Raw genomic sequence first — 12,575 nt, 5'->3', positions numbered from 1 at the left:
GTTTATTTTGATAGATCCTTAAACAAAAATTCACCACTAAGGTTATTACAAAGATGATTGAAGCGATAGGGTTCAGCATTTTAGGTTTTGTCTTGATGGAATTGTCAGGCTGGGCAATTCATAAATTCCTAATGCATGGTCCGTTGTGGTCGATTCATAAAACACACCATGAACATTCAGATTCATTTTTTGAACTGAATGATTTATTTTCTCTTTTGTTTGGAAGCATTGCTGTAGCGCTGATTCTCCTTGGAGTTGAAGAGTTTGACTATAGGTTTTGGTTAGGCATAGGGATAAGTATATATGGTATGTTGTATTTCTTTCTACATGATGTGCTTATTCATCGTAGATTGAAATGGCTCGATCGACCTCGCAACGGCTTTTTAAAAGGTATATTTGCAGCACACCAAGCTCATCATCACAGTAGAAAAAGGGACGGAGCAGTTTCGTTTGGGCTGTTTTTGGTGCCGAAGAAATATTTTAAGAAATAAGAAAGGTGAGCAACTACTCGATAAAAGATCTAGAGCAACTGTCAGGAATAAAAGCGCATACGCTTAGGATCTGGGAGCAACGTTATAATTTGGTTACTCCCAAAAGGACGGATACGAATATCCGCTACTATGACGATGAAGATCTCAAGCGTATCTTAAATGTCGCGATGCTGAATGCCCATGGTATGAAAATCAGCAAAATCGCCGCGATGACCTGTAATGAGGTCAGTGAAGAAATCATTAGACTCACAGACCAATCCTTAGATCATAATGACCAGATCCAAGCACTCACCATTTGCATGATAGAAATGGATGAGGATAGATTTGAGAAAGTCCTCTCCACCAGTATCATCAAATTGGGATTTGAAGACACTATTCTAAAAGTAGTCTATCCTTTCCTAACCAAAATTGGAATTCTCTGGCTCACAGGAGCGATTACTCCTGCTCAAGAACATTTCATCTCTAATTTGATCAGACAAAAGTTGATCGTCGCTATTGATGGAGAAGTGGGAAATAATACCGGTAAAACCTTTATGCTCTTTCTTCCAGAAGGTGAGTTACACGAAATATCCCTTCTTTTCAGTTCGTATTTGATCAAAAAACATGGGCATAAGGTCATCTACTTGGGACAAAATACTCCAGATGCAGATTTGGTTTCGGTCTATAATATGCAGCGACCTGACTATTTACTCACGGTGATTACCACTTCTCCATCAGGCGAGAAAGAGTGCCCAAGAATATGTGGATATGCTGGGGAATCAGTTTCCGGAGGCAAAGGTTTTCGTTGCTGGATTGAATGCCACAGAGCATCCCTTATCTCTTCCTTCCAACATTTCTGTACTAGCTTATGCTAAAGAGATAAAGCGCTTTTTAGTCCAATTGGAAGAACAGATTGTTTAGATAAATCACAAAACTGTTAAACAAAAGTATTCCTAGTGAATACTTTTTTATGCCCAAATATTGCTAAAATGGCCTGTAATGTTGATTTTATGACCTTTTCCAGGGCCTTGGCAATCATTTTTGTTTAACAAAAGGAAAAAATAATTAAACAAAGGCTTGGATATTTGTTTAACGAATGTTAGGTTTGTTTAAACAAAAAGGGCAAGACCATGACTTCAATTGAATTCAGTTACTCATTAAATCAGCTTTCAGGTGTATTAAAGCCATTCGCGCTAAAATTGACACGGGATCTCGATGATGCAAATGATTTGCTTCAGGATACAATGGTGAAAGCATACACGAATCAGGATAAATTCGCTGAAGGTACTAACCTAAAAGCATGGCTTTACACGATCATGAAAAACACCTTCATCACCAATTATCAGAAAATGGTGAGAAGGGCTACTTTCGTAGATACCACTGATAATCTGCACTTCATTAATTCAAGTGGCGCATTGATTGAGAATTCTGCGTATGGAGATTTTGCCATGGATGATATCTATGAGGCAATAGATAGATTGGACGAAATTTTCAGTACTCCCTTTTTATTATATTATAGAGGTTTTAAGTATCACGAAATTGCGGATAGATTGAATATTCCGATTGGAACTGTTAAAAATCGAATTCATATTGCTCGCAAATACCTAAAAGAGGACTTAACAGTTTATAAGCACGTAAATTAAAAAGATGAATCAAAAGCATGCGGTGGTAATAGGATCTGGTTTTGCAGGTCTTTCTCCTGCAACCCATCTTGCTGACAATAATTACTCGGTTACTCTTCTGGAGAAAAATGAATCTCCAGGAGGTAGAGCAAGGAAATTTTCAAGTAATGGGTTCACCTTCGATATGGGGCCAAGTTGGTATTGGATGCCCGATGTTTTCGAAGATTATTTTTCTCATTTTGGTAAAAAGCCATCCGATTATTATGATTTAATACGTCTTGACCCTTCCTATGCAGTGATTTATGGTCAAGATGATGTTTTGGATATTCCTGCAAACTTGGACGAGTTCAAGGCAAAGCTTGAAGAAATAGCCAGGTTCAGCAGTTCAACTTGACGAGTTTTTGGCGCAAGCAAAATATAAATATCAGGTTGGAATTCACGATTTGGTGAAAAAGCCAAGTCGTTCCCTTTTAGAATTTACATCTTTATCGCTTTTAAAAGATATCATGCGTATGGATGTTTTTCAATCCATGTCCTCCCACGTTCGAAAGTTTTTCAAATCTGATAAAATCATTCGTTTGATGGAATTTCCTGTGTTATTCCTTGGAGAAACTGCTGAGAATATTCCTGCCCTCTACAGCTTAATGAACTATGCAGATATTGCTTTGGGAACTTGGTATCCGAAAGGAGGAATGCATGAAATCATCGCGGGGATGGTAGCCTTGGCAGAAGAAAAAAGGGTGAAATTAAGATATAACGCTGAAGTTGAGGAAATACAAATTGTAGATGGGCTTGCAAGTGGTGTACGACTGAAATCTGGAGAAGTAGTATCTGCAGATGTGGTGATAGCTGGTGCGGATTATCACCATGTGGATAAGCATCTGATCAATCCGAAATACAGTAATTACAGTGAAGCATACTGGGATAAGCGAGTAATGGCGCCTTCCAGTTTATTGTTCTACCTAGGGGTGGATAAGCGACTAAATAATCTACGCCATCATAATCTGTTTTTCGATGAGCCCCTTGGACCTCATGCTGATGCAATCTATACCAATCCAAGATGGCCAGAAGCCCCTTTGTTTTATGCATGCGTACCTTCTATAACTGATTCTACAGTCGCACCTGAAGGAATGGAGAATTTGTTTCTGCTAGTTCCGTTAGCACCTGATTTGGAGGATTCTGAAGAGACTAGAGAAAAGTACTACCACATAATCATGGACCGACTTGAAAGAATTTCTGGTCAGGAAATACGTTCTCATGTAATCTACAAGCGATCTTATGCACATTCTGACTTTAAAGCTGACTATTATGCCTATAAAGGAAATGCTTATGGATTGGCCAACACTTTGAAGCAAACTGCTATTCTAAAACCTTCACTTAAAAACAAAAAAGTAAATAACCTGTTTTACACTGGTCAGCTTACTGTTCCGGGCCCGGGCGTTCCTCCGTCTTTAATATCCGGCTATGTCGTTGCAAAAGAGGTCATTCGGGAAAATTCGTAATTAATTAAGTATATTAAGTTTCATGGACGCAAAGGAATTATTCGACCAAACTAGTTTGGAGTGTGGCAAGCTAATCACGCAGCGCTACAGTACCAGCTTTACCCTTGGTATTCAAACCCTAGACAAAAAATTCCACCAGTCCATCTATGCTATTTATGGTTTTGTCCGTTTTGCGGACGAGATCGTTGATACTTTTCACACTCATGACAAATCCCAATTGTTGGCTGAGTTCAGGCATGAAACCTATAAGTCTATTGAACTTGGGCTTTCTTTGAATCCAGTATTGCATGGTTTTCAGATAATTGTGAATAAATATGATATTGACCACGAGCTCATTGAATCCTTCTTTAAAAGCATGGCAATGGATCTGGATTTCAATACTTACAATGACGATCGCTACTTAGAATACATTTATGGTTCGGCTGAGGTAGTTGGTTTGATGTGTCTTAAAGTATTTGTAGATGGGGACGAAGAAGCTTACCAAAAATTGAAGAGACCTGCTCAAATGCTTGGGTCTGCTTTTCAAAAAGTCAATTTCCTTCGCGATATCAAGAGTGATTTTGAAGAACGAGGTAGAGTTTATTTCCCTGGAGTTGCTTTTGAGCAGTTTGATAAATCGGCCAAGGAACTGATCGAAGAAGATATTCAGAAGGATTTTGACGAGGCCTTAATAGGTATAGCTCAACTTCCCGATGGAGCCAAACTAGGTGTAAAAGTAGCGTACTTATATTATCAGAAACTTTTCGATAAAATCAAGGGGCTATCTGCCGCAAAAATCACTCATGAGCGTATCAGAATACCGAATTCACAAAAATTTAGCTTGCTCATTGGCACTTATTTCGGAAGTAAATTAGGACTAAGTTGACAATGGAAAAATACCTCTATTTGGCGGTAAACATTTTCGCAATTTCCTTTCCCCTAGTTCGATCGTTCGAGCCGAGAATCAAGTTTGCCACAAAGTGGTACGCCTTGTTTCCAGCCATACTTATCACTGCTATTTTCTTTTTTGATCTGGGATCACTGGTTTACAGTTATTGGAGTTTGGGAATTCAATCCACGCTACATTCTTGGGATATATCTATTCGAACTACCGATTGAAGAATGGCTGTTCTTTTTCACGGTGCCATATGCTTGCATGTTCATTTATGAAGTATTGATTTACTTTTTTCCAAAGGATATTTTCAAACCGGTTGGAAAGTACTTCATTTTCACTATGATACCGTTCTTGCTGCTTCTTGCATTTGTGAATTTTGATAAGATGTATACAGCAGTTAATTTTAGTTTAGGTGCAGTAGCATTAGCAGTTCACTGGTTGATTTTCAAGGATAAGTACATGGGTAGATTCTTATTTGCCTATTTAGTTCACCTCATTCCTTTTATCCTTTGTAATGGTGTATTAACGGGAGGTTTTACCCCGGAACCTGTAGTTATTTATAACAATGCTGAAAATCTGGGAATTCGAATATGGACAGTACCAATAGAGGATACGATTTATTCTATGACAATGCTTCTCATGAATGTTTCGTTTTTTGAATTTTTCAGAAAGAAAAAAACAATTCAATAAGCTTTAAGTTATTTGATTATGAAGAATCTTCACGTTCAAATTGATATGCATTCAGGCTTCTGCTTTGGGGTAGTTTATGCTATCGAGATGGCAGAAGATATTCTTGATGAGTCAGGACATTTGTATTGTCTTGGAGATATTGTCCATAACGACGAAGAAGTAAACCGTCTCAAGAGAAAAGGGTTGAAGATTATTGATCATGAAGTCTTAAAGGACTTGCGTGATGAAAATGTATTGATTCGAGCTCATGGCGAGCCTCCAACTACTTATGAGTTGGCAATCAAAAATAATCTTACGCTGATCGATGCAAGTTGCCCTGTAGTGTTGAAGTTGCAGCATAGAATCAAGAATTCATTTGATAAAGGAGATTCCATTTATATCTATGGCAAGCACGCTCATGCTGAAGTGATAGGGCTTTTAGGTCAAACAAATAATGAGGCGGTGGTATTTCAGGATATTTCTGAGCTTGACTTAGAAACTCTTCCTAAAAACATCACGCTGTACAGCCAAACTACCAAGAGCACAGATAAATTTTACGAGATTAATGGTATTCTCAAGGACAATGGCATCACTGTCAATACCAACGATACCATCTGTAGGCAAGTGTCCAATCGGGACAAAGAGCTTCGCGACTTTGCTACAAAGTTTGATAAGATTGTATTTGTCAGCGGCACGAAATCTTCCAATGGTAAAGTGCTTTTCAACGTTTGCAAAGACACCAATCCAAATACCTATTTCGTTTCTAACTCTGATCAAATAGAAAGCGATTGGTTCACCGAAAATGATCAAGTTGGAATCTGTGGCGCTACTTCGACGCCTATGTGGCTCATGGAGCAGGTGAAGGAAAGAATTCTGACTTTTTGAGAAAACATTCCCAACTTGCCAGTATGAAGTCAAAAATCAACGATGAGACTGTTGACCCCAAAGGTGTTTTGATTGCTTTAGTAATTATAGGCCTGTGGTTTTCAAGCTTAATTTTTCTTTTGAATTATCAGATTTCCTGGCTCGATCCCCTTGTTTATTTTGGGGTTTTAATTCAAATGCACCTCTACACTGGGCTTTTTATCACGGCACATGATGCGATGCATGGACTAGTATCTTCTCATAAAAAACTTAACAAAGCGATAGGTTGGTTTACTGCCTTACTTTTCTCCTATAATTTCTACAGTAGGCTCTTTCCAAAGCACCACGAACATCATCGTTTTGTAGCTACTGACCAAGATCCGGATTACCATGATTCTGACAATTTCTTTGCCTGGTATTTCAGCTTCATCAAACAATACGTGACTATTTGGCAAATTCTCCTGATGGCGGTGACGTTCAATATTCTGAAACTTTATCTTCCTACCGAGAATTTGATCGTATTCTGGATGCTTCCAGCTGTGCTTGCTACATTTCAACTTTTTTATTTTGGAACCTACCTCCCCCATAAAGGTGAAAATGACAACAAGCATCATTCAACAACACAATCTAAAAATCACTTCTGGGCTTTTATTACTTGCTATTTCTTTGGATATCACTACGAGCATCATGATTCTCCCGGTACGCCATGGTGGAGACTATGGCGGGTAAAAGAGGCTCAAATTATTGAAAAAGGATAGTTCCACATCACTTATCTAAAATTTTAAATGAGGTCATTTCTGCTTGTATTATCTCTTTTTTCTATATCAACGATAGCTCTTTCCCAAGGCATCATTCGTGGTAAAATCACTAATCCAGTCAACAACGAGCCAGTTGCTTTTGCAAATGTGCTTGTATTAAATACTGAATTAGGAGCCATTTCAGATGAAAATGGTTTATATGAAATCTCAAATGTTCCTCCCGGTTTATATAATGTGCGAGCGAGTTTTGTTGGATTCAAAACCAAAACGCAATTCGAAATCCAAGTCACGTTGGCCCGCCCGGTTCAATTAGACTTTGATCTTGCGGAGGATGCTTCTGAGCTTTCCGAAGTGGTTGTCAGTTCTGAGTTTTCCCGATCCGAAGAAACGCCTCTATCGGTCCGAAAGCTTAATTCTAATGAAATAGAACGCTATCCTGGCGGCAACAGGGATATTTCAAGAGTAATACAGTCTTTGCCTGGGGTGGCGAGTACGCCTAGCTTCAGAAATGATATATTGATTCGTGGAGGTGCGCCAAATGAGAATAAGTTTTTTGTCGATGAGATAGAAGTTCCGGTCATCAATCATTTTGCCACCCAAGGATCATCTGGAGGACCAGTTGGGATATTGAATGTCAATCTGATTAAAAATGTGGACTTGATTGCGGGTGGATTTCCCGCCAATCGTATGAATGCGCTCAGCTCTTTTTTTGAATTTCAACTTAAAGAAGGACGTAGAGATAAAATGGCTACTCAGTTGACTGTGGGAGCTTCAGAATTGACTTTGTCTAATGAAGGTCCACTTGGAGAAAAAACAACGTATTTGCTATCAGCTCGACGTTCCTATTTACAAGGTCTGTTCAAGCTGATTGGTTTACCCTTTCTCCCAACTTTCAATGATTTTCAACTGAAAACCACTACTAAAATCAACGATAAAACAGAGCTTACTTTCATCGGAGTGGGAGCAATAGACAAGTTTGTGTTGAATGAGGATATTCCCGATGATGAAACGGAGGAGGAGCGGGAAAACCGCCTTTATCTTTTGAATGTGCTACCTGTTCAGAATCAGTGGAACTATGCGACGGGAGTCAGGTTGAAGAGATTTAGAGAAAATGGTTTCTGGACGTTTGTGCTCAGCAGGAATATGCTCAACAATCAGTCGGTAAAGTATGCCGGCAATGACAACAGCAGCGAAGACAATTTGCTTTATAACTACCTGTCTCAAGAATCTGAAAATAAATTTCGGGCGGAGAACAGTATTTTCAAAAATGGATATACGTTCAAATATGGAGTTAACTACGAGTACTCCAGGTATTACATCAATAATTTTGACCGAGCCACTCTTGCAGGTAGCGGACAGGTGATTTCTGTTGAGTCTACTAGCAACTACAACACGTACGGTGGCTTTTTATCAGCCAGTAAAAATCTCTATGACGAGCGTTTATTGATCACGGGAGGAATAAGAGTGGACGGAGCTGATTTTGGAGAAACCGCCCAAAATCCCCTCAATCAGGTCAGCCCTAGGATTTCTTTTTCTTATCAGTTGAAGCCTAATCTCTTTGCTACCGCCAATGCAGGGATTTATTATCAGAAGCCTTCGTATACTGTTTTGGGATATCAGGATAATGATGGGCAGCTAGTCAATCAGCTCAATGATGTGCTTTTTATTAGAAATTCTCAATTGATCGGTGGAATAGAGTGGCTGGTCCCTGAGAAAAACCGTCGTTTTACCGCAGAGGTATTTTATAAGAAATACAGTAATTACCCATCCTCCCTTCGAAATGGAATTTCTCTGGCAAACCTAGGCGCTGATTTTGGGGTAATTGGAAATGAGCCGGTGGAGTCCAACTCAGAAGGTAGAGCCTATGGATTGGAAATGCTTGCCCAGCAGCGTCTTTTCAATAATTTCTATGGAATAGCTGCACTTACATTGGTTCGCAGTGAATTTACCAATCCTAATACAGATGGCTATGTGCCCTCCTCCTGGGACAATAGATTCATCGTCAGTTTGACAGCCGGTAAGCGTTTTGGGAAGAATTGGGAAATTGGGGCGCGATGGAGATTTTTAGGTGGCACACCTTACACACCATATGATTATGATGAATCAAGTTTGATTAGCAATTGGGATTTGAGAAACCAACCTATTTTGGATTATTCTCAAATCAATGCCATTCGATTGAATGGTTTTCATCAGTTGGATCTAAGATTGGATAAGAAGTATTATTTCAATAAATGGAATTTGAATTGGTATGTGGATATTCAGAATGTGTACAATTTCAAAGCTGAGCAACCGCCTCTATTAGTGCCGACACGAGACGCTGAAGGAAATATTTTAGTAGATCCAGCGGACCCAAGTAGATACCAATTGAAATTCATCAACAATCCAGCAGGTACTGTTTTACCAACCGTAGGGTTAATTGTAGAGTTTTAAGTTAATCCTAGTTGGTAGAGTAATTTTAGTATTCGATCGGATCTTACCTCGATTTTATCGCTGCTGTAGATGTATTCTATCCAATGCTTTTGCTCCGGTTTGGGCAAGTTTAAAAAATGGTCATACTTCCCAGGATCATCTTTGAGGCAAGCAATAAGTTCTTGAGGAAGTTTTTCTGGGACTTCTTCCTTATACAAACGTATTAAAACAGTATCCCCCTCATTTTTGCCGATTTTTGATCGAATGACTTTAGCTAGTGGCAGGAAAATATATCCATTTCCCATAGGCATAAGGTGTTTTCCTTCGAATGAAAAATCATCGATAGTGCCTGAGACCTTCATCATTCCAAAAGCTTTGGAAGAGGTCATAATTTCTTGGGGAAATTTCACATAGCTCCAGCCACCTTTTCCCTCCATTCGCTCAATAAAAAAATCTCCTTCAACTAATAGTAGCATAAAAAAAGAGCAGGTATTACCTGCTCTACTTATTAGTTTATATTACCAAATCGCCATCTGATATTGAGTCCGAATACATCTGCGAAAAAATCTGTATCCTCAATTATACGAAGTGTAGGTCTCCAGTCAGCTCCAATTACGATAGGCACATCATCAAAAGCATATTCAATACCTACTTCACCAGCCACTCCCAAAGAGAATGGATCATCGATGTAGAGTGAAGGACCAAAACCTGCATACCAATTGAATTCACTTGAGCCTACAGGTCTGTACAAGGGGTTCCAAATTAGGTCAATGCCTACACCTGAACCAAAACTTACGTCGCCGTGAATTCTACTGAATTCCCCAAGTGCAAATACACCATCGATAGCCACGTTATTTCCACCGAATTGACCAAAACGGATACCTAGTTCCTGAGCATTACTTTCAAGAGATGCTCCCAATCCAAAAAACAATACCAGAGTTAAAATCTTTAAATACTTCATTTTAATATGGGATATATTATAAATAGAAAATACTACTTACAAATATTCACTTTTTTCTTTAATTATTCGTTTGGGGATAGATATTTATAAACAATTCCAGCTAAAACGGCCCCTACTATTGGAGCTATCCAGAAAAGCCATAATTGCTGTAAATAAATGCCTCCTGCGAAAATAGCCTGAGATGTACTTCTAGCAGGATTTACTGAGGTGTTTGTCACAGGAATGCTGATTAAATGAATTAAAACTAAGGCTAAACCTATAGCAATTCCAGCAAATCCAGCTGGTGATTTAGGATAAGTTGACCCGAGTATTATCGTTAAAAACATAAAAGTCATCACTACTTCTGTGATGAGTGCTGAAGTTAAGTTATATCCTCACTGGAGATGCTTCACCATAGCCATTTGCTGCAAATCCACCTAGTTCAACTCCTGCTTTGCCGGTAGCGATCAGGTATAAAATAGATGCACCTGCCAATCCACCTAGTACTTGGGCAATGATGTAGCCAAGAACATCCTTACTCTCGAATCGCCCACCTATCCAGAGCCCAACGGTCACAGCTGGATTGAGATGGCAACCTGAAATATGGCCGATTGCATAGGCCATGGTCAATACAGTGAGACCAAATGCAAATGAGACGCCGACAAACCCAATTCCCAATTCGGGGAAACCTGCCGCTAAAACGGCACTGCCACAACCCCCAAGCACTAGCCAGAGAGTCCCGATAAATTCTGCTACGAGTTTTTTCATAAAAATATGGTTTATTGTTAGTGTACATAATTTAAAAATAATATTTGTAATATAGTTTATATGTATGCTTAAAATTTTGTAAAATACTATTTATCGATTTATGGTTTGGTTTTCTTTCTGTTAAGTTTCTCTATTTCCTGATTACTATTTTTAGCTTTATAAGGCTTCTCCGTGGAATTGCTGACTGAGTTCCAACATTCTATTTAGATGGCTCGAAATGTGAGTAATACTTCTACCTACCTATCTTACCAAGACTAGTAAAACAATATGAAAATTTTTGAATGTGGGAATTGTGCTCACCCCCTGTATTTCGAAAACGATCACTGTGAAAAATGTGGACATCTTACTGGTTATTCCAGCATTACCTCTACAATGCTCACTTTTGATCCCAGCAAATTCCCTCTTATTTCTGATCGAAAAGGGAAGGCTTATAAATACTGCGAAAACAAAGATCTGGGAGTATGCAATTGGCTGATTCCAGCAGAGGAAGACCATGAGTTTTGCACGGCCTGTGAGCTCAATCGGACTATTCCAGATTTATCTGATGCAGAAAATTTTCCCAAATGGCAGAAGCTTGAGGTTGCAAAACACCGACTTGTCTATCAATTACTGAAACTTGAACTAGCCATCCCACCTCAGGAGACAAATCCTGAGATTGGGCTTTCCTTTGATTTTATTTCGCCGGCAGGGAGGAACAATCAGATCATGACCGGCCATGCAAATGGATTGATCACAATCTTGCTTTCTGAGGCGGATTCAGTCCATAGAGAGCAGATGAGAAAGCAAATGTCTGAACCTTATCGTACGCTAATCGGGCATTTTCGCCATGAAGTAGGTCATTACTTTTGGGATAGATTGGTGGCTACCAATGAAAAAAGACTCACAGAATTCAGAGAACTATTTGGTGATGACCGCTTAGATTATGGGGAAGCGCTAAAGAATTACTACCAAACGGGGGCTCCTGCAAATTGGCAACAGCGATATATCAGCCAATATGCCAGCTCGCATGCTTGGGAGGATTGGGCTGAGACATGGGCACATTATTTACACATTATGGACATGGCCGAGACTGCTTATTACTATGGAATATCCGTTAATCCAAACGTGAAAGAAGAAAAGAGTTTAAGCGGGTCATTCACTTTCGATCCCTATGAAAAAAGAGACTTTGAAAAAGTCTACCAAAGTTGGGCACCTATCTCATTTGCTATTAATAGTCTGAACAGAAGCATGGGAGTACCAGATGCGTATCCGTTTGTGGTAAGCTCTGCTGTGGTGACTAAAATGAAATTTATCCATACGCTCATTTTTAATCTTTGAGCAGGTATTGCTACTTTTTGAAAAAAAAGTAAACTGCTAAAATTAAGAATATAGAGCCAATAAGGTGATTCAGGCGGAAGGTTTCGGTTTTAAATGCGATAGGGAAAAGAACATAAAGATTACTAGCGTGACTACTTCTTGAATCACTTTCAGTTGTACTAATGAAAATGGACCGCCATTTCCATCAAAACCAATTTTATTGGCAGGAACTTGGAAGCAATACTCCAAGAGCGCAATTCCCCACGAGATTAAGATGATCGATACCAAGCCAAGCTTGCTAAACCATTTCCATTCAGCAAACTTCAGATGGCCATACCATGCCAAAGTCATGAAGGTATTGGAAAGAATAAGCAGTACAATCGTGAGGAGGGCCTTCATTTGC

The 12,575-nt window shown here is 39.2% G+C and carries 12 protein-coding genes and 3 pseudogenes; 10 read left to right on the top strand and 5 right to left on the bottom strand.

Features of this window, described 5'->3' with window-relative positions:
* Nucleotides 1-53 precede the first annotated feature (53 nt).
* The 9 genes and pseudogenes from AC0L6R_RS22960 to AC0L6R_RS22920 all read left to right on the top strand — a co-directional run bounded on the left by AC0L6R_RS22960 (nucleotide 54) and on the right by AC0L6R_RS22920 (nucleotide 9,189).
* Nucleotides 54-491: a sterol desaturase family protein gene (locus tag AC0L6R_RS22960; protein WP_283412145.1), complete on the top strand. Its 438-nt coding sequence runs from the start codon at nucleotides 54-56 to the stop codon at nucleotides 489-491.
* Nucleotides 492-496: 5 nt separating this feature from the next.
* Nucleotides 497-1,391 (top strand): annotated as a pseudogene (locus tag AC0L6R_RS22955) (MerR family transcriptional regulator).
* 209 nt (nucleotides 1,392-1,600) lie between these two features.
* On the top strand, nucleotides 1,601-2,113 hold the full coding sequence (locus AC0L6R_RS22950) for an RNA polymerase sigma factor (protein WP_283412147.1): 513 nt from the start codon (nucleotides 1,601-1,603) through the stop codon (nucleotides 2,111-2,113).
* 4 nt (nucleotides 2,114-2,117) lie between these two features.
* Nucleotides 2,118-3,594 (top strand): annotated as a pseudogene (locus AC0L6R_RS22945) (phytoene desaturase family protein).
* Nucleotides 3,595-3,616: 22 nt separating this feature from the next.
* A complete protein-coding gene (locus AC0L6R_RS22940; protein ID WP_473273298.1) occupies nucleotides 3,617-4,459 on the top strand; it encodes a phytoene/squalene synthase family protein in 843 nt (280 codons plus the stop codon).
* A gap of 141 nt (nucleotides 4,460-4,600) precedes the next feature.
* Nucleotides 4,601-5,158, top strand: a complete 558-nt coding sequence (locus tag AC0L6R_RS22935; protein ID WP_473273297.1) for a lycopene cyclase domain-containing protein — start codon at nucleotides 4,601-4,603, stop codon at nucleotides 5,156-5,158.
* 18 nt (nucleotides 5,159-5,176) lie between these two features.
* Entirely contained in the window at nucleotides 5,177-6,022 is an 846-nt protein-coding gene (locus AC0L6R_RS22930; RefSeq protein ID WP_283412151.1) for a 4-hydroxy-3-methylbut-2-enyl diphosphate reductase, read from the top strand.
* A gap of 23 nt (nucleotides 6,023-6,045) precedes the next feature.
* The gene (locus AC0L6R_RS22925) at nucleotides 6,046-6,759 is read left to right on the top strand and encodes a fatty acid desaturase (RefSeq protein ID WP_473273296.1); all 714 of its coding nucleotides are present in this window, start codon (nucleotides 6,046-6,048) and stop codon (nucleotides 6,757-6,759) included.
* Between the two features lie 27 nt (nucleotides 6,760-6,786).
* Entirely contained in the window at nucleotides 6,787-9,189 is a 2,403-nt protein-coding gene (locus AC0L6R_RS22920; protein ID WP_473273295.1) for a TonB-dependent receptor, read from the top strand.
* Here the strand turns inward: AC0L6R_RS22920 and AC0L6R_RS22915 are convergent.
* From AC0L6R_RS22915 to AC0L6R_RS22900, 4 genes are all read right to left on the bottom strand, one after another.
* Nucleotides 9,186-9,644, bottom strand: a complete 459-nt coding sequence (locus AC0L6R_RS22915) for a DUF1905 domain-containing protein (RefSeq protein WP_473273294.1) — start codon at nucleotides 9,642-9,644, stop codon at nucleotides 9,186-9,188. The genes AC0L6R_RS22920 and AC0L6R_RS22915 overlap by 4 nt on opposite strands.
* 32 nt (nucleotides 9,645-9,676) lie before the next feature.
* Entirely contained in the window at nucleotides 9,677-10,129 is a 453-nt protein-coding gene (locus tag AC0L6R_RS22910) for an outer membrane insertion C- signal (protein WP_283412155.1), read from the bottom strand.
* A 62-nt stretch (nucleotides 10,130-10,191) separates the two neighbouring features.
* Nucleotides 10,192-10,455 carry an aquaporin gene (locus AC0L6R_RS22905; RefSeq protein WP_473273293.1) on the bottom strand — a complete coding sequence of 88 codons (264 nt, stop codon included), beginning with the start codon at nucleotides 10,453-10,455 and terminating at the stop codon, nucleotides 10,192-10,194.
* Between the two features lie 40 nt (nucleotides 10,456-10,495).
* Nucleotides 10,496-10,876: an aquaporin gene (locus AC0L6R_RS22900; protein WP_473273292.1), complete on the bottom strand. Its 381-nt coding sequence runs from the start codon at nucleotides 10,874-10,876 to the stop codon at nucleotides 10,496-10,498.
* Between the two features lie 267 nt (nucleotides 10,877-11,143).
* Between AC0L6R_RS22900 and AC0L6R_RS22895 the strand changes: the two genes are divergently transcribed.
* Entirely contained in the window at nucleotides 11,144-12,193 is a 1,050-nt protein-coding gene (locus AC0L6R_RS22895) for a zinc-binding metallopeptidase family protein (protein ID WP_473273291.1), read from the top strand.
* A 10-nt stretch (nucleotides 12,194-12,203) separates the two neighbouring features.
* Here the strand turns inward: AC0L6R_RS22895 and AC0L6R_RS22890 are convergent.
* A pseudogene (locus AC0L6R_RS22890) lies at nucleotides 12,204-12,571 on the bottom strand (DMT family protein).
* Between the last annotated feature and the right edge of the window lie 4 nt (nucleotides 12,572-12,575).

Source organism: Algoriphagus sp. 10J20-15, from assembly GCF_055809615.1.
This window is presented reverse-complemented; position numbering and strand designations above follow the sequence as displayed.

Bases quoted from the DNA above. Each gene is read 5' to 3' on its own strand.
- AC0L6R_RS22905 (WP_473273293.1), bottom strand. From the start codon at position 10,455: ATGTTTTTAACGATAATACTCGGGTCAACTTATCCTAAATCACCAGCT.
- AC0L6R_RS22895 (WP_473273291.1), top strand. From the start codon at position 11,144: ATGAAAATTTTTGAATGTGGGAATTGTGCTCACCCCCTGTATTTCGAA.
- AC0L6R_RS22940 (WP_473273298.1), top strand. From the start codon at position 3,617: ATGGACGCAAAGGAATTATTCGACCAAACTAGTTTGGAGTGTGGCAAG.
- AC0L6R_RS22915 (WP_473273294.1), bottom strand. From the start codon at position 9,644: ATGCTACTATTAGTTGAAGGAGATTTTTTTATTGAGCGAATGGAGGGA.
- AC0L6R_RS22920 (WP_473273295.1), top strand. From the start codon at position 6,787: ATGAGGTCATTTCTGCTTGTATTATCTCTTTTTTCTATATCAACGATA.
- AC0L6R_RS22910 (WP_283412155.1), bottom strand. From the start codon at position 10,129: ATGAAGTATTTAAAGATTTTAACTCTGGTATTGTTTTTTGGATTGGGA.
- AC0L6R_RS22960 (WP_283412145.1), top strand. From the start codon at position 54: ATGATTGAAGCGATAGGGTTCAGCATTTTAGGTTTTGTCTTGATGGAA.
- AC0L6R_RS22950 (WP_283412147.1), top strand. From the start codon at position 1,601: ATGACTTCAATTGAATTCAGTTACTCATTAAATCAGCTTTCAGGTGTA.
- AC0L6R_RS22930 (WP_283412151.1), top strand. From the start codon at position 5,177: ATGAAGAATCTTCACGTTCAAATTGATATGCATTCAGGCTTCTGCTTT.
- AC0L6R_RS22900 (WP_473273292.1), bottom strand. From the start codon at position 10,876: ATGAAAAAACTCGTAGCAGAATTTATCGGGACTCTCTGGCTAGTGCTT.
- AC0L6R_RS22925 (WP_473273296.1), top strand. From the start codon at position 6,046: ATGAAGTCAAAAATCAACGATGAGACTGTTGACCCCAAAGGTGTTTTG.